Genomic DNA, 16,263 nt, shown 5'->3' with positions numbered 1-16,263 from the left:
GGTTCTGTGCAATCCCGTTCGTGACTTTTTTCCGCCGGGATCACGCTTCCACGGTCGGCAGCGTAACGGTGAACGTCGTGCCCCCGCCGACCGCCGGGCGGGCCGCGAGAGTGCCCTGGTGAGCCTCGACGATGGCCTTGGTGACGGCCAGGCCGAGGCCGGTCCCCTTGATCCCGGCCCGGGTGGCGTTGCCGGCCCGGAAGAAGCGGCTGAACAGCCGCGGGTACTGCTCGGCCGGGATGCCGATGCCGGTGTCGCTGATCTCGATGGTCACCCCGTCCCCGCCGGTCTCGGCCGTGACCATGACCCGGCCGCCCGCGGGCGTGTACTTGATCGCGTTGGAGAGCAGGTTGTCCAGCGCCTGCCGCAGCCGGTGGGCATCGGCGTGCACGGGCAGGTGCGGCTGGAGCCGGGCCTCGACGGTGAGCTGCTTGGCGTCGGCGTCGGGGCGGTGGTTCTCGATCACCTCACGCAGCAGCCGGCCGGCCGACATCGGGCGCGGGTCGATGCTCAGGTGGCCGGCGTCCAGGCGGGCCAGGTCGAGCAGGTCGTCGACGAGCCGTTGCAGGTGCTCGGCGCTGCGGTCGACCACCCCGGCGTAGCGGCGGTCGGTCTCGGCCAGGTCGGGGCTCTCCAGCAGCGTCTCCATGTAGCCGCGGATCACCCCGATCGGGTTGCGCAGCTCGTGGATGACCAGGGCGGTCAGCTCGTCCTGCATGCGGGTCAGTTCGTGCTGGGCCGACACCAGCGCGAGCTGCAGATCCTCGGCCCGGCGGCGCTCGACGAACCGGCCCAGGTGCACGCAGATCGTGTCCAGAACGGCGGCGATGTCCGGATCGTGGGGCAGGTCGGCGTCGACGAAGAACGCGATCACCCCCAGCACCCGGCGCCCGGCCCGCACCGGCAGGCCGATGACCGTACGGATCCCGGCCTCGCGCGCCGCCTCGACCCGCATGCTGTTCAGCACCTCGCCGCCGCTCCACACCTCGGCCCCGGTGCGCCAGACCATGCCGGACAGGCCCTCGCCCCGGCCGAACGACAGCGGCGCGTCCGAGGTGAAGCCGGCCAGCGACCGGCCCGGTGCGGTGTGCGAACTGATCCGGACGATCTCCCGGCGGTCCTCGGTGACCTGCCAGTACTCGCCGCACAGCCAGCCCAGGGAGTCGGCCACGGCGGCCACCGCCCCGGCCGCGGCCTGCTCGGCGCTGGTCGCCTCGGAGAGCACCTGGGCCACCGCGTGGCGGGTCCGGCGCAGCACCTCGGAACGGTGCACGGCGGTGATCTCGTGCATGGCGGCGACAGCCCCGAGCCGGCGCCCGTCGGCGGTGTCGATCGGGCGGGCGTTGGTCAGGAACCGGCGGGGCGTGCCGTCCGGGGCGGGCACGACCAACTGCTGCCCCTCGACCACCTCGCCGGTGTAGGCCCGGGCCAGCGGCACCTGGTCGGCCGCGAGCGGGGTGTGCCCGTCGGCCGCGTACAGGCCGTACTTCTGCGACCAGGTGTCCGGCGGGCCCGGGGTGGCGTCGGCGCCGTGGATCTGCCGCAGGGCGTGATTGAAGAAGGCCAGCCGGCCCTCGCTGTCACAGGCCGCCACGCCGGTGTCCAGGCTGTCCAGGAGGGCTTGGAGGAAGGCACGGTCGTCCGCGATCTCGGAGTGCACGAGCCGGAGCGCGATCTCGGACTCGGTGGCGGCGGCCAGATCCCGTACGGTGGCCAGGTCCTCCTCCGACCACCGGCGCGGCTTGTCGTCGGTCACGCAGAACGAGCCGAGAACCTGCCCGTCCGGGGCGTGGATGGGGAAGCCGGCGTACGCGATGACGTTGAGGTCGGGGATCGCCAGGTTGTCGTGCAGACGGTCGTCGAGCCGCCCGTCCTCGATGATCAGCGGCGCGCCGTCCATCACCACGTACTGGCAGAAGGAATGGCTCAGTGGGGTCTGGCGGTCGCGCTCGAGCGTCTCGGACAGCCCGCACCCGCTCGCGAACCGCTGCCGCTCGGTGTCGACCAGCGACACCAGCGCCAGCCGGGCTCCGGTCAGGCGGGCCGCCATCCGGGTCAGCCGGTCCAGCGAGGGCACCGGACCGGTGTCCATCAGGCCGGTGGCCTGCAGAATGTCCAGGCGGTCGGGCGCCGCAAGCGTCATGAAGAATGCATCGGCAGAATCCGGCCGGAGTTGAGCCTCAGCGGTCGGGAGCGTCGGCCGGGGCCATCACGCGCAGCGCGTTCGCGGCCAGGCCGATCCGCATCGGGGTGCTGCCGCCGGGCTCGCCGTCGACCTCGACCCGGGCCGGACGGTCGGTCTCGAGCCAGAGCTCGCCCACGGCCAGGAACGGTTCCTCCCGCAGCGTGCGGGACGGCCCCTTGGCCGCGTTGCGGGCGGTCTCGACCAGCAGTTCCCGGCGTTTCGGACCGCCGACCGTGTACGCCACCAGCAGCCGGTCGTCCGCGTCGGCGTCACCGGCGATCGGCCGACCGGCGTGGTGCCCGCCGTTGGCCACGTAGACCTGGTGACTCTCGTACTCGTGCTCGCGCCCCTCGGCCCGTACGGTGATCCGCAACGGCTGGTGCCGGGCCAGCAGACCGAGCGCGGTCAGCGGATAGGCGAGCTTGCCGAGGGCGCGCTTCAGCGGCCGCGGTGCCCGCAGCATCACCTCACCCGACAGCCCGACGCCGACGTGGTTGGTGAACGGCTCGTCCCCGGCCAGCCCGAGGTCGAGGTCGATCACCTTGCCGTTGACCAGCACCTCGATCGCCTGGCCGAGGTCGAGCGGGGTGTGAGCGGTGCGGGCGAAGTTGTTGGTGGTGCCCAGCGGGAGCAGGCCGAGCGCGACGTCCTGATAGGCCAGCAGCCGCCCGGCCGTGCTGATCGTGCCGTCGCCGCCGCCCGCGATCAGCAGGTCGGGCCCCTTGGCCAGGCCCTCGGCGAGCAGGCGGGGCAGCTCGCGTGGCCGGTCGACCGCGGTCGCGCCGAGCAGCGTGAACCCGGCCTCCTTGAGCCGGGCGAACGCCGTGTCGTAGAGCAGCCGGCCGCGCCGGGAGTGCGTGTTGACCACCAGGACCGCACGCTTCTTGACGCGGATGTCCTCGGTCAGCTGCTCCTTCGTCCGCACCCGGTCGACCCTATCGGGGTCCCTCGGGCCACACCCGGTCGACCCTATCGGGTCAGTACTGACGTCCCCTCCTCGACCGTCCAGGACGCGCTGGTGGTGACCGGGGTCTCGCGGACCTCGATGGTGTCGACCGTCCGGACGTCGGTGTGCCAGGCCGACTTCGTCACCAGGCAGCGCAGATAGCCCCGCTTGGACCCGTCGAAGTAGCGCACGTGCGGGTTCAGCGTCGGGTTGACCTGCTTGAGCGGGGCGTCGAAGGCGATCGGGAAGTCCGAGCTGACCGAGGTGGCGGTGAACTCGACCGCGACCGGCTCGAGCTCGGGCTTGTCGAAGTCGGTGCGCAGCTCGGAGAACCAGGTCGAGTGGATGTCACCGGCCAGGATCACCGGGTTCTTCACCCGCCGGTCGGCCAGGTACTGCAGGAAGCGGGTGCGCTGCGGCGCGTACCCGTCCCACTGGTCGAGGTTGGCCACGATCGGCGGGACGGGTGCGCCGGTCGGGTTCGGGAACTTGATGCGGCTCATCATGACCTGCTGGGCCACCACGTTCCAGCGGGCCGGCGAGTGGTCGAGGCCCCGCTTGAGCCAGCGCTCCTGGTCCTCGCCGGTGAGCGTGCCGGTGATGTTGGCCGTGCCGGCCGTGGCCAGGCCGAAGTCGCCGGGGAAGCCGCCGGGCTGGTCGGTGCGGTACTGCCGGGTGTCGAGCACGTTGAGGCGCAGCAGGCGGCCGAAGTCGAACCGGCGGAAGATGCGCAGGTCGGCGTGCCCCGGCCGCAGCTCGGCGCGGATCGGCATGTGCTCGTAGTAGGCCTGGTAGGCGGCGGCCCGCTGCCGGGCGAACTGGGCCACCGTCTGCAGCTTGGCGCCGGTGTCGTCGATCTCGTCGACCAGACCGGCGTAGTTGTTCTCGGTCTCGTGGTCGTCCCAGGTCACGATCCACGGGAAGGCGGCGTGCGCGGCCTGCAGCGCCGGGTCGGTCTTGTACTGCGCGTGGCGGGCCCGGTAGTCGTCCAGCGTCACCAGCTGGTCGAGGCCGGGGGTGGCCGGCGTGGTGTGGTTGCGGTCGGCGAAGCGGCTGCTCGGGTCGTACTCGTAGATGTAGTCGCCCAGGTGCACGACGACGTCGAGATCCTCGGCGGCCAGCCCGAGATAGGCCGGCCAGTAGCCGTTCTGGAAGTCCTGGCAGTTGACGATCCCGAAGCGCAGGCTGGACGCACTGCCCGCCGTCCTGGTGCGACCCACCGGGCTGATCTGACCGAGCGCGCGGAACCGGTAGAAGTACTCCCGGCCGGCGTCGAGCCCGCGCGCGTCGACGTGCACCGAGTGGGCCAGCTCGCGCCGGGCGGTGGTGCGGCCGTGACGCTCGATCCGGCGGAACCGTTCGTCCCGCGCGACCTGCCACTCCACCTCGACCGGGCGGGTCAGACCCGCCTTGATCAGCCGGGTCCAGAGGATCACCGCGCCGGGTAAGGGGTCGCCGCTCGCCACGCCCAGTGGGAAAAGATCAACCGAGGTTTCCGCGTACGCCGTGGTGGCGGGAACAACCGCAGCGCCGGCGGCCACGGCGGCACCGGTCAGGATGTGACGGCGGGTGGGCATAGGAATTCCTCCTCAGTGGACGTCAGCGTCGGCTCGACGGTCGCTCTTCTCGGCGCCGATGGCAAGGGCTGTTTCCCGGTCGGCCAGGCGCTGGATCAGCACGGCGATCCCGGTGATGACGAAGGCGCCGCTCCACGCGACCACCAGGCCGAGCAGCGGGCGGGTCTCGAAGAACGCGCCGCCCAGATAGCCGAGCAGCGACGCCTGCACCGACCAGAGCGTGACCCCGGCCGCCGTGTACCAGCCGAACCGCACGGGCGGATAGCCGACCACCCCTGCGGCCAGGGCGGTGGTCGAGCGGCCGCCGGGGACGTAGCGGGCGAAGACAATGACCAGGCCGCCCCGGCTGTGCAGCAGGCGGTGCACCCAGTCGTGCACGGCCACCGCCCGGCGGTGACTCAGCCTCCTCGTCACGGCCGCGGTGCTGCGGCGGCCGACCCGGTAGGACAGCACGTCACCCAGCCACGCCCCGGCCGCGGCCACCACCATCAGCAGGCCGAGATGGGGACGGCCGGTGCTGGCGGCGGCGACCCCGCAGGCCAGGACGGTCGACTCGCTGGGCATGAACGGCAGCAGCGCGTCGAGCCCGGCGACGACGAAGACGACCGCGAGGATCCAGGGGCTGGCGGCCACCGCGTCGAGGTAGTGCGGCATGCGCTCACGATCTCGTGCGCAACCGAAGCGCGTGTGTACGGCGAGCGAAGGTTACGCGTTCGCGGCGCGGCGCGCGGTGTACTCCGGATTGCGGCGGGACGGGTACTGGATGAGGTTGTCGGGGGTCTCGTCGAGCCCGCCGCTCCAGCCCCGCCGGGCCTCGACCGGGGGCTCGTCGGTGATCGAGCGGCCCCGGAACTGCCGTCCGTAGTCCATCATCCCGTCGATCAGCCGGTCGACGTCGCGGCCCGGGCGCACCACCAGGCGCATGAACTGGCTGGTCATCCCGAGCTTGTTGCCGCACTCCCGGGTGTAGACGCCGTGATTGGCCACCAGGTAGTCGCGCAGCGCCGTGCCGGACCACTCGGTCGGCAGCTTGACCAGGATGAAGTTGCCCTGCGAGGGGAACACCGTGATGCCCGGGATGCGGGCCAGCTCACCGGCCATCGTGCGACGGTCACGGCTGAGCAGGCGCAGGCTGTCCTCGTACTCCTCCTCGTGCTCCTGGATCATGAAGACGACCTTCTCGGCCAGGGAGTTGAGGTTCCACTTGGGCAGCGCCTTGCCGATCTTGCCGGCGATGGCCGGGTTGGCCATCAGGTAGCCGAAGCGGATGCCGTGCAGGCCGAAGTTCTTGCCCAAGCTCTTGAGCACCACCGCGTTGGGCCGGATCACCGCGTCCGGGCCGACCGACGGATACTGCTCGAGGTCGGAGAAGTCGATGAACGACTCGTCGATGACGACCAGGTCGAGGTCGCCCAGCATGTCCATGAACCGGATGACGTCGCGCCGGGGCAGGTAGCAGCCGTCCGGGTTGTTGACGTTGCAGACCACGGCGACCCGGGACCCACGGTCGCGGATGAAGCGCACGTAGTCGTCCAGGTTGAGCCGGAAGCCGTCGCGCTCCTGCAGCGGGAACATGTCGACCCGCTTGCCGGTCTCCAGCGGCTGGTCGGTCCACCGGCCGAACGTCGGGATCGGGATCGCCACGCTCTCCTTGATCAGCAGGTGGTCGATCCAGGTGATCAGTTCGGTCGAGCCGTTGGCCATCGCCACCGTCTGCGGGTGCAGGCCGAGCACGCTGCACAGCTTCTTGGTGATGCTGGTCGAGTCGCTCGGGTAGTACTTGAGGATGTTCTTGAGGTCGCGGCTGAGCTCGTCGAACATCTCGGGCGTCGGGAAGTACGGGTTGCAGGGAATGCAGAAGTCGACGATCTCCACACCATCACCCGCGGCGCGGCTGAGGTCGAAGTAGGAAGCGCTGTGCGCACCCTTGTGCAGGATCGACGTGTCGATTCCCGTCCCGGCCATCGCGACTCCTTCGTCCGTGGGGGTTGCCGTCCCTCACTACGGGGTGAGACAGCGCGGGGTTCAGGAATTTCGAAGCAGTAATACAGCTTTTCGCGTTTACGCAGGTCAATGCGCATGAGGTCGGCCGCGTGCGCCTTAAGTGACCCTTAACGGCCTTGTTGATCAGGTGACCCAGATCACGTGGGTGTTTCCGCCCTGCTCGCGGCCCGTACACAGAGGACCGGCCGCGCGGGGTTCGTGAAAATGTCGTACCCCCGTCCTAGGTTCGAGCGCATGACAAAAAGCACACGGGTGCTGACGGACGGTGATGCAACCGCATCCGTTCTCCGCACCCAGAGCGAAGTCGAGGCGCGCATTCGCGCGATCTGCTTCAAGACCGGGCCACCCGCGCTGATCGGCGCCGAACTGGAATGGACCCTGCACCACACCGCGGCGCCCACGGCGCCGCTGGCGGTCGAGACGCTGCGGCAGGCACTCGGCCGGCACACCCCGGAAACCCTCGGGTCACCCACCCCGCCGCTCCCCCTCCCCGCCGGCGGCTCGATCACGGTCGAGCCGGGCGGACAGGTCGAGATCTCCTCCGCCCCGGCCGGCTCGCTCACCGAGCTGCACGCGGCGGTCAGCGCCGATCTGGCCCACCTCACCTCCCGGCTCGAGCCGGCCGGCCTGTCGCTGGGCCGCCACGGCATCGACCCGCATCGCGAGCCCCGCCGCCTGGTGCACACCCCGCGTTACGCCGCGATGGAGCAGTCGTTCGACACCCGCGGCCCCGACGGCCGCGCCATGATGTGCAGCACGGCGGGCCTGCAGGCCTGCCTCGACGCCGGCACCCCGTCCGACCTGGCCCTGCGGTGGGCGACGGTGACCGCGCTCGGGCCGCCGCTGCTGGCCGCCTTCGCCAATTCGCGCCGCCACGCCGGCCGCGACACCGGGCTGGCCTCGGCCCGGATGGCCGCCTGGTGGGCGATGGATCCGCGGCTCACCCATCCGGTCGGCGTCTCCGCCGACCCCGCGGGCGACTGGGTCCGTTACGCCCTCGCCGCCCCGCTCACCTGCGTCCGGCGCGACGGCGACTGCTGGGACGCGCCGCCCGGCACGACGCTGGGCGACTGGGCCCGGGGCGCGCTGCCCCTGCCGCTGACCACTGATGATGTCGACTATCACCTGACCACGCTTTTCCCTCCCGTACGCCCGCACGGCTACCTCGAAGTCCGCTACCTCGACGCCCAGGCCGGCGACGACTGGTTCACGCCGGTCGCGGTGCTGGCCGCCCTGCTGGCCGACCGCGCCACCACCGGCGCCGCCCTCGACCTGGCCGCGGCGACCGCTTCCGAATGGGAGACGGCGTTCCGGTGCGGTCTCGACGACGCGGCCCTGCGCCGCACCGCCGGCGCCGTGCTCGACCTGGCCGCCCGCCGGCTGTCGGCCGGCTCTCCTCACTCCGCCGCCCCTTCCCTCCCGGCCGGCCCTCTGCTCGGCGGCGCGCTGCTGGGTGGCGTTCTCGACTCGATCGAACGGACGTTGTCATGACCATCGAGACCGAGCGGCTGCGCGACCGCGTCGCCGCCGACCTGCTGCGGGCCCGCGACCGCACCGCCCTGCTCACCGAGGCCGTCGACGACGGCGACCTGATCCGCCAGCACTCCCCGCTCATGTCGCCGCTGGTGTGGGACCTCGCCCACGTCGGCAGCCAGGAGGAGCTGTGGCTGGTCCGGGACGTCGGCGGCCGCGACCCGGTCCGCCCCGACATCGACGAGCTCTACGACGCCTTCAAGCACGCCCGCGCCGACCGGCCCGACCTGCCGCTGCTCACCCCGTCCGAGGCCCGGCGCTACGTGGCCCAGGTGCGTGACAAGGCCCTCGACGTGCTCGACCACGCCCGCCTCGACGACGGGCGCCGCCTGGTCGCCGACGGGTTCGCGTTCGGCATGATCGTGCAGCACGAGCAGCAGCACGACGAGACCATGCTGGCCACCCACCAGTTGCGGGCCGGGGCGCCGGTGCTCACCGCTCCCCCGCCGCCCACCGCCCCCACCCCGGTCAACGGCGAGGTGCTCGTGCCCGGCGGGCCGTTCACCATGGGCACCGACACCGAGCCGTGGGCGCTCGACAACGAACGCTCGTCCCACCAGGTGTTCGTGCCCGCCTTCCACATCGACCGGGCCGCCGTGACCAACGCGCAGTACGCGGCATTCCTCGACGCCGGCGGCTACGACGATCCACGCTGGTGGAGCCCGGCCGGGTGGGACCACCGTCAGGCGGCCGGCCTCACCGCGCCGGCGCACTGGCAGCGCGACGGGGACGGCTGGGCGGCCACGGTCTTCGGGCGCACGGCCCGGGTCGTACCAGAGGAACCGGTTGTCCACGTGTGCTTCTGGGAGGCGGAGGCGTACGCGAAATGGGCCGGAAAGAGGCTGCCGACCGAGCCCGAATGGGAGAAGGCAGCCCGCTGGGACCCGGCGACCGGGCGCTCGCGGCGCTTCCCGTGGGGCGACGACCCGCCCACGGCCCGGCACGCCAACCTCGGCCAGCGCCATCTGCGTCCCGCGGCGGCCGGCGCCTTCCCCGAGGGTGCGTCCCCGCTCGGCGTGCACCAGCTGATCGGCGACGTGTGGGAGTGGGTGGCGAGCGACTTCGCCGGCTATCCGGGCTTCGCCGCGTTCCCCTACCGCGAATACTCCGAGGTCTTCTTCGGCCCCGACTACAAGATGCTCCGCGGCGGTTCGTTCGGCACCGACAGCGCGGCCGTGCGCGGCACCTTCCGCAACTGGGACTACCCGATCCGCCGCCAGATCTTCAGCGGTTTCCGCTGCGCCCGGGACGCCTGATGCTCTCGTCGTCGCGACACCGCCCGCCGGGCGCCCACGTCCGGCGGACGGTCGCGGGCCAACGGACGGTCGCGGGCCGACGGACGGTCGCGGGCCGACGGACGGTCGCGGGCCGGCTGTTGCGCCGGCGGACGGCACTCGGCGGGTCCTCCCCACGCCATCGGCCGCCGGGCGCCGGTGCCCGGCTTCGGCCGCCCGGCCCAGCGTGGGGCGCCTGATGTGCCGCCATCTGGTCTACCTCGGGGTGCCGATCCCGCTGTCCCGCCTGCTCTTCGACGCGCCGCACTCGATGGCGCACCAGTCGTGGGCGCCGCGTGACATGCGGGGCGGCGGCACGATCAACGCCGACGGCTTCGGTGTCGGCTGGTACCCAGCCGTCCCGGCCCCTGCGGGCGCCCGGGCCGCTACGGGCAACCCGGCCGATACGGGCGACCCGGGCACCGCGAGCGACCTGGCCTCTACGGGCGACCCGGGCACCGCGAGCGGGCCGGGCACTGCGGGCGGGCCGGGCGCTACGGGCGACCCGGGCACCGCGAGCGGGCCGGCCGCTACGGGCGGGCCGGGCACTTCGGGCGGGCCGGGCACTTCGGGCGGGCCGGCCGTTGCGGGCGACCCGGGCGCTGCGGGCGGGCCGGCCGTTGCGGGCGACCCGGGCGCTGCGGGCGGGCTGGCTAGTGGGGCGGCCCCGGCAGACAGTGCGGGCGATGCGGCCGGGGCGACGCCAGTTCGCTATCGGCGGGCCACTCCGATGTGGAGTGACACGACGTTGCCGGGGCTGGCGGCCTCGGTGTCGGCGGGCGCGATGCTGGCGGCCGTGCGCAGCGCCACCGTCGGCATGCCGGTGACCGAGCAGGCGGCGGCGCCGTTCGGTGAGGGGCGGTGGCTGTTCAGCCACAACGGCAAGGTCGCGGGCTGGCCCGGTTCGGTGGCCAAGCTCGCCTCCACGTTGCCGACGACCGACCTGCTCACGCTCGACGCGCCCACCGACGCGGCGCTGCTGTGGGCGCTCGTACGCGATCGGCTGCGGCGGGGCACCGGGCTGCGCGAAGCGGTCGCGGGCACGGTCGCCGAGGTGGCCGCCGACGCGCCCGGGTCGCGGCTCAACCTGCTCCTCACCGACGGCGTCACGGTGGTCGCGACCACGTACGGGCACGCCCTGTCTTTCTTGAAAAAACCCGGTTCGGTGCTGATCAGCTCCGAGCCGCTCGACGATGACCCGTCCTGGCAGGCCGTCGGCGACCGCACGCTCGTGGTCGCCACCGCCGCCGAAGTGCACCAGATCCCGATGGGGGACGCATGAAGGTACTTCTCGACGCCGACGTCCAGGAGGCCGCCCTGCGCGCCGACGTGCTGGCCGGGCTGACCGCGCCGTCCAAGTGGCTGCCGCCGAAGTGGTTCTACGACGCGCGCGGCAGCGAGTTGTTCGAAGAGATCACCGAACTACCCGAGTACTACCCGACCCGCGCCGAGCGAGCCGTCCTGGAGACGCACGCCGGCGACATCGCCCGGCACACCGGCGCCCGCACCTTGATCGAGCTCGGCTCCGGCTATTCGACCAAGACCCGGCTGCTGCTCGACGCGCTCGACCTGACGTCGTTCGTACCGATGGACGTCGCGCCCAGCGCCCTCGAGGCGGCCACCGCCCAGATCGCGGTCGACTTCCCCGGCCTGCCCGTGCACCCGATCGTCGGCGACATCACCCAGCACCTGGATGCCCTGCCCGCCGCTCCGGATCGCCTGGTCGCCTTCCTCGGCGGCACGATCGGCAACTTCGAGCCGGCCGAACGAGCCCAATTCCTTTCCGCCGTACGAGGTGTTCTCCGCCCCGGCGAGCATCTGCTGCTCGGCACCGACCTGGTGAAAAGCCCACGCGTGCTGGTCCCCGCCTACGACGACGCGGCCGGGGTGACCGCCGAGTTCAACCGGAACGTGCTACGCGTCCTCAACCACCACTTGAGCGCCGACTTCGACGTAGACGGCTTCGCCCACGTGGCCTTGTGGGACGCCGACCACGAGTGGATCGAAATGCGGCTCCGCGCCCGCTGGCCGATGCGCGTAACAATCCCGGCCGTCAACTTGACCGTGTCGTTCGCATCAGGCGAGGAGATCCGAACCGAGATCTCCGCCAAGTTCCGCCGCGAGGGCGTCGACAAGGAACTGACCGAGGCCGGCTTCACGCTGGACCAGTGGTGGACCGACGCAGAGGGCCGCTTCGCCCTGTCCTTGGCCGTCGCCACACCCTGACCCCAGTCGGCGCGGCGGCGGCACTTCGAGCGCCTATCGCGTAGCCACACAGCCCGCGGGTCACCAGCAACTCGCGGGCGCAGCGGTCAACCAGACCAAACGGCCGTGCGGCAACCAACCCGCACGGCCGACTCCGGACCGCACCGCCATCCAGGAGCCCAACGGGCGATAACACAGCCGGCAGCCCGCAGACGTAACGTGAGACCAAAACACACGACCGCGCGGTCGTCCAGCAGGCCGAGCCACGCGTCAACGCAACAGTTCCTCGCGACCACATCACCGTCCAAGAGCCCTACGGGCGATAACACAGCCAGCAGCCCGCAGACGCAACGTGCGACGGTCGCCCAGCGGGCCGAGCCTCGTGGTCACCGCAGCGGTTCCTTGGGACCGCACCGGTATTTCAGAGCACAGCGGGCGGCGGTCTGGAAGAGCCACGGCGTCCGGTCGCCGCGGCGATCGGCTCCCGCCGGGTGCTGCCCGCCGCGCACTCGCACCCATGGAACGCGGCACGTGACAAACACGCCAACCTGCAGCCGCACTTCCGGAGCGCAGCACGCGAGACACACCACCGTGCAGCAGCACGTTCGGGCGCGCCACGCGACGAACTAGAAGACGCGGCGCCTAACAGCCAAAAGGGCATCGCGCGTCTGTCAGGCCGACCGTCTTCCTCCACAGCTGACCACCATGTAGTCGCACTCCCGAAGCGCAGCATGCAACGGACACATCACCGAACACCCAAACGGCGACCCGCCGCCTCAAAACACGACGTGTGCCTGCCACACCGACCGCCTTCCACCGATGGCTGACCACCGTGCAGTCGCAGTCCCGAGGCGCGGCATGCGACAGACACGTCACCGAACAGCCCCATGCCCGGAACGCAGCACCCGACAACACCAACGATTCGGCGGCCGGGCTGCCTGAAGTTACGACTTGCGCTCGCCACTCCGCCCGTCTACCTCCGGGAGCCGCTCACCACGCGTCAGCGCTTCCGGAGCGCGACAGACACGGACCAAGGGGCGGCAGCATTTCAAGAACACGACGTGCGCCAAAACACCCACCACCTGACAGCCGCAATTCCAGAGCGCTACGCGCGACTAACACCAACGCCGAGGCGGCGGCAGTTAAAGGGAACAGGGCGCGCTACCGACACAGGCCACCGAACGGCGGCGCTCTCGGATCGCGGGGCGTGTTGGTGCAGACGGTCGAGCGACGGCACGTCCTACCGCGCAGTCGCACCTCCGGAACGTCGGACGTGGCCGACACACCACCGCTCCGCGGCGCACCCGGAACGCAGCGCTCAACAGACACAGCGAACGCGGCGACCGGCGGCCAAAGCTGCGACGAGCGTTGCCATGCCCACCGGCATCCTCCGGGAATCGCCCACTGCGCCATCGCGCTCACAGAGCACGACAGACACAGGCGACACAGCGACCCGCAGCCAAACCTACGACGACCAATCGCCACACCCACCGGCATCCCCCGGCAATCACCCACCACGCCACCGCGCCCCCAAAGCACGACAGACACAGGCGACACAGCGACCCGCAGACAAAGCTGTGCCGTGCGCTTGCCACGCCGACCGGCTTCCTCCGGAGTTGCCTACTGCGCATCGTGCTCCCAGCGCGCGGCAGACGCCGACGAAGAGCACCGCACCTCCAGAAGACAACGCACAACAGGCACCGCCACGCTTCCCGAGCGCGACGAGTAGCAGGCGCAGACCTCGAATCGTCGGCCATGCCGGTGGCCTGCATTAATGCGTAAGCGGCTGTGCCTCAAGGACACGACGGGCGGAAGGCTGCGGCGTGTCAGAGGTTCAGGCGGCGGGGCGGCGGGGCGGCGGCGCTTCGGGGGCGCGGCGCCACCGCCCGGCCGGGTCAGGGGATGTAGCGGAGCAGCGTGAACTCGGTGCCGCCGGCGCTGGAACCGGTGCCGCCGACCAGCAGGCGGCCGGTGGGCTGGATCTTCACCACGTAGCCGACGTCGTAGCCGCCCAGGTCGGTTACTACCACGCCGTTCGTGCCGAAGGTTTGGTCGGGGCGGCCGTCGGGGCGGTATTGGGCCAGTGCGACGTTCTGGCTGATCGAACCGGTAGTCAGGATCTTTCCGTTGGGGCGGATCACCGGGGCGCCGACCGGGCCCGCGGTGGGGGTCACGACACCGTTGCGGCCGAAGTTGCGGTCGGGCTTGCCGGTGGGCAGGTAGCGCAGCATCGCGGGCGTCTGGGTCTCGCTGCCCGCCGCCTGCAGCGCGGCCGTCTGCAGGATCCGGCCGTCGCGGCCGACGGCCAGGCCCGCGTGGATGTCGATGCCGCTCGGGCCGGTCAGGTCGCGGACCACGCTGCCGTTGGTGCCGAACGTCGCGTCGGGGCGGCCGCGCGGGGTGAAGCGGGCCACGACGAGGTCGCCGGTCGGCTCGGGAAGCGTGCTGTAGTAGCCGCTCGAGCCGGCCACCACGATGTCGCCGTCGGGGGCGAGGGCCAGGCTGCGTACGGAATGGAACTCGTGCGGGCCGAAGTCGTAACGGATCACGCCGCCGGTGCCGAACGACGGGTCGAGCGCACCGCCGGGCAGCAGCCGCAGGGCGACCGGGGCCGGGCTGCCGTCGCTGGTGACGCCCTCGACCGCGAGCACGATCCGGCCGTCGGGCTGGCGGACCATCCCCTGGGTGCGGGCCGACGTGACCGTGTCGCCGAGCGCGGGGAACGCCCGGCCGTCGACGCCGAAGGTGGTATCCACCGTGCCGTCGGCCAGGTAGCGGATCACGACGGGGGCGCCGAACCCGGCCCGCGACACGGAACCGGCGACCAGGAAACGGCCGTCGGGCAGCAGCGTGATCGACTTGGGGTCGTCCCAGTACGAGTCGGGGTCGGCGTCGGTGGCGACCAGCCCGTTGGTGCCGAAGGCGTAGTCGATTGAACCGTCGGGCAGGTGCCGCTCGATGCCGAAGTAGCCCTCGTTGGCGTTGCCCAGCGCGAGAATCTTCCCGTCGGCCTGGGTCGCGAGGTCGATCACGTAGTCGCCGCCGCCGTGGTCGTTGCTCACCCAGCCGCCGACACCGAAGGAGGGGTCGAGCACCGGTCCGCGCGCCGCCGCGGCGTGAGCGGCCGTGGGCACGAGCAGCGCCCCGACGGCCAGCGCGACGGTGACCAGTCGTCGGACGAACATGGGCGACCACCTCCCCGGAAGCCGTCCACCGTGGACGCGCGGGCACAGTGTCGTCCTACGCCACCGGTCGTGTGTGCCCGTCCGCGCGATCCGCGAATACCGTCATCGCGCCCAATCCGCCAGCTCTGCCGCGATCTCGGCCGGCCTGTCCTCGGGCAGGAAGTGCAGACCCTCCCCCACGTCGCGGATGCGCAGACGCGGCGCGGCCCGGCGGACCTCGTCGACCGTGGCCGGATCGAGGATCGCTCCGGGGGTCGCGGTCAGGAGCAGCACCGGTACGTCCGTGGAGGTGAGCCAGGCCCAGTTGGCGGTCAGCACGCGATGCGTTTCGGGCGGGTCGCCGGCGATCGGGATCTGCGTGACCCACATCCAGATCGGGTGCCGGGCGGACGGCGTCGAGTGCGGTTCCTCGTACGGGGAAAGCTCCTCGCGGGTCAGCCGTCGCATGATCCCGCCCGGCAGCACCGTGGACAGGAAGAAATTCTCCTGTTCGACCATGCGCCGGCCCTCGACCGGATCGCGCAGCCGGCGGAACAGCTCGCGGCCACCCTCGTCGAACGCCTCCCACGACGGCAGCGGCCGCAGATGCCCCTCGGTGACGGCGACGCCCGCCACCCGATCCGGATGCGTACGCGCGTACTCGATCGCCAGTCCCGCACCCCAGTCGTGCCCGATCAGCCGGAACGGGCCGGCGATCCGGTCGAGCACGGGGGTCAGGTGGCGGCGGTGGTCGTTCCAGTCGTACGCGATGTCGGGCTGGGGCGAGCGACCCATGCCGATCAGATCGACCGCCACACACCGGAACCGGCCGGCCAGCCGCTCGATGACGTGCCGCCACAGGTAGGACGACGTCGGATTGCCGTGCAGGAAAACGATTGCCGGCCCGGCGCCGCCGGTGTCCGTGACGTGCAGGTCGGCGACGCTCACGCGATGGTCAGGTAGGGCAGCGGGCAGTCGGGGCAGGTGCAGTTGGTCAGGCTGTCGCACTCGGCCTCGACGACCTCGGTGAGCGTGCCGCGGATCGCGGTCAGGTCGGCGATGCGCCGGTCGATTTCAGCGATCTTGCCGAGGGCCTGCTGGCGGAGATCGGGCGTCGGGTGACGCCGGCGCCCGGTGCCGAGCAGATCGGCCACTTCGTCGAGGGTGAAGCCGAGTCGCTGGGCCGCCTTGATGACGGTGAGCCGAGCTACGGTGTCGGGCGGGTAGAGGCGGTGACCGCCGCTCGACCGCTCCGGAGGCGGCAGCAGTCCGCGGCGCTCGTAGTAGCGCAGTGTCTGGATGTTGACGCCGACCCGAGCGGCGAGCTCACCGGAGCGCATCCTCCGACGATAGACCCAACCCGGAACGGGCCTCC

The 16,263-nt window shown here is 71.6% G+C and carries 11 protein-coding genes and 2 pseudogenes; 5 read left to right on the top strand and 8 right to left on the bottom strand.

The genetic code is table 11. The features are described from left to right. Nucleotides 1-40: 40 nt before the first annotated feature. From KOI35_RS36585 to KOI35_RS36565, 5 genes are read right to left on the bottom strand one after another with little or no spacing between them, the layout of a single operon-like run. Entirely contained in the window at nt 41-2,143 is a 2,103-nt protein-coding gene (locus KOI35_RS36585; RefSeq protein WP_215793278.1) for a GAF domain-containing sensor histidine kinase, read from the bottom strand. A gap of 37 nt (nt 2,144-2,180) precedes the next feature. Further along, nucleotides 2,181-3,110: a diacylglycerol/lipid kinase family protein gene (locus KOI35_RS36580; RefSeq protein ID WP_215793277.1), complete on the bottom strand. Its 930-nt coding sequence runs from the start codon at nt 3,108-3,110 to the stop codon at nt 2,181-2,183. Nucleotides 3,111-3,154: 44 nt separating this feature from the next. Next, entirely contained in the window at nt 3,155-4,708 is a 1,554-nt protein-coding gene (locus KOI35_RS36575) for an alkaline phosphatase D family protein (RefSeq protein WP_246614341.1), read from the bottom strand. A gap of 12 nt (nt 4,709-4,720) precedes the next feature. Beyond that, nucleotides 4,721-5,362, bottom strand: a complete 642-nt coding sequence (locus tag KOI35_RS36570) for a DedA family protein (protein ID WP_215793276.1) — start codon at nt 5,360-5,362, stop codon at nt 4,721-4,723. Nucleotides 5,363-5,413: 51 nt separating this feature from the next. Further along, nucleotides 5,414-6,673 (bottom strand): pyridoxal phosphate-dependent aminotransferase, encoded by a 1,260-nt coding sequence (locus KOI35_RS36565; protein WP_215793275.1) that lies wholly within the window; start codon nt 6,671-6,673, stop codon nt 5,414-5,416. Between the two features lie 273 nt (nt 6,674-6,946). Between KOI35_RS36565 and KOI35_RS36560 the strand changes: the two genes are divergently transcribed. From KOI35_RS36560 to egtD, 5 genes and pseudogenes are all read left to right on the top strand, one after another. Continuing rightward, nucleotides 6,947-8,203 (top strand): glutamate-cysteine ligase family protein, encoded by a 1,257-nt coding sequence (locus KOI35_RS36560; RefSeq protein ID WP_215793274.1) that lies wholly within the window; start codon nt 6,947-6,949, stop codon nt 8,201-8,203. Then, entirely contained in the window at nt 8,200-9,501 is a 1,302-nt protein-coding gene (gene egtB / locus KOI35_RS36555) for an ergothioneine biosynthesis protein EgtB (protein WP_215793273.1), read from the top strand. Before KOI35_RS36560 ends, egtB begins: the two co-directional genes overlap by 4 nt. 217 nt (nt 9,502-9,718) lie before the next feature. Then, a pseudogene (locus KOI35_RS36550) lies at nt 9,719-9,874 on the top strand (ergothioneine biosynthesis protein EgtC); the annotation flags it as partial. A gap of 339 nt (nt 9,875-10,213) precedes the next feature. Beyond that, a pseudogene (locus tag KOI35_RS36545) lies at nt 10,214-10,801 on the top strand (class II glutamine amidotransferase domain-containing protein); the annotation flags it as partial. Further along, nucleotides 10,798-11,745 (top strand): L-histidine N(alpha)-methyltransferase, encoded by a 948-nt coding sequence (egtD, locus tag KOI35_RS36540; RefSeq protein WP_215793272.1) that lies wholly within the window; start codon nt 10,798-10,800, stop codon nt 11,743-11,745. The pseudogene KOI35_RS36545 and the gene egtD, both read left to right, overlap by 4 nt. Before the next feature lie 1,874 nt (nt 11,746-13,619). On the opposite strand, the gene KOI35_RS36535 is transcribed toward egtD, so the two are convergent. The 3 genes from KOI35_RS36535 to KOI35_RS36525 form a co-directional block, all read right to left on the bottom strand. After that, entirely contained in the window at nt 13,620-14,909 is a 1,290-nt protein-coding gene (locus KOI35_RS36535) for a hypothetical protein (RefSeq protein ID WP_215793271.1), read from the bottom strand. 102 nt (nt 14,910-15,011) lie between these two features. Further along, nucleotides 15,012-15,836, bottom strand: a complete 825-nt coding sequence (locus tag KOI35_RS36530) for a haloalkane dehalogenase (RefSeq protein ID WP_215793270.1) — start codon at nt 15,834-15,836, stop codon at nt 15,012-15,014. Next, complete coding sequence (locus KOI35_RS36525; RefSeq protein WP_215793269.1) at nt 15,833-16,228, bottom strand: MerR family transcriptional regulator; 396 nt, start codon at nt 16,226-16,228, stop codon at nt 15,833-15,835. Before KOI35_RS36525 ends, KOI35_RS36530 begins: the two co-directional genes overlap by 4 nt. Nucleotides 16,229-16,263 lie beyond the last annotated feature (35 nt).

It is taken from the genome of Paractinoplanes bogorensis, assembly GCF_018829635.1.
Classification (GTDB): domain Bacteria; phylum Actinomycetota; class Actinomycetes; order Mycobacteriales; family Micromonosporaceae; genus Actinoplanes; species Actinoplanes bogorensis.
Note: the sequence above shows the minus strand (reverse complement) of the source record. Positions and strands in the feature narration are given on the sequence as shown.

Coding starts and splice junctions, on each gene's coding strand:
- KOI35_RS36565 (WP_215793275.1), bottom strand. CDS start 6,673: ATGGCCGGGACGGGAATCGACACGTCGATCCTGCACAAGGGTGCGCAC.
- egtD (WP_215793272.1), top strand. CDS start 10,798: ATGAAGGTACTTCTCGACGCCGACGTCCAGGAGGCCGCCCTGCGCGCC.
- egtB (WP_215793273.1), top strand. CDS start 8,200: ATGACCATCGAGACCGAGCGGCTGCGCGACCGCGTCGCCGCCGACCTG.
- KOI35_RS36535 (WP_215793271.1), bottom strand. CDS start 14,909: ATGTTCGTCCGACGACTGGTCACCGTCGCGCTGGCCGTCGGGGCGCTG.
- KOI35_RS36575 (WP_246614341.1), bottom strand. CDS start 4,708: ATGCCCACCCGCCGTCACATCCTGACCGGTGCCGCCGTGGCCGCCGGC.
- KOI35_RS36570 (WP_215793276.1), bottom strand. CDS start 5,362: ATGCCGCACTACCTCGACGCGGTGGCCGCCAGCCCCTGGATCCTCGCG.
- KOI35_RS36525 (WP_215793269.1), bottom strand. CDS start 16,228: ATGCGCTCCGGTGAGCTCGCCGCTCGGGTCGGCGTCAACATCCAGACA.
- KOI35_RS36585 (WP_215793278.1), bottom strand. CDS start 2,143: ATGACGCTTGCGGCGCCCGACCGCCTGGACATTCTGCAGGCCACCGGC.
- KOI35_RS36560 (WP_215793274.1), top strand. CDS start 6,947: ATGACAAAAAGCACACGGGTGCTGACGGACGGTGATGCAACCGCATCC.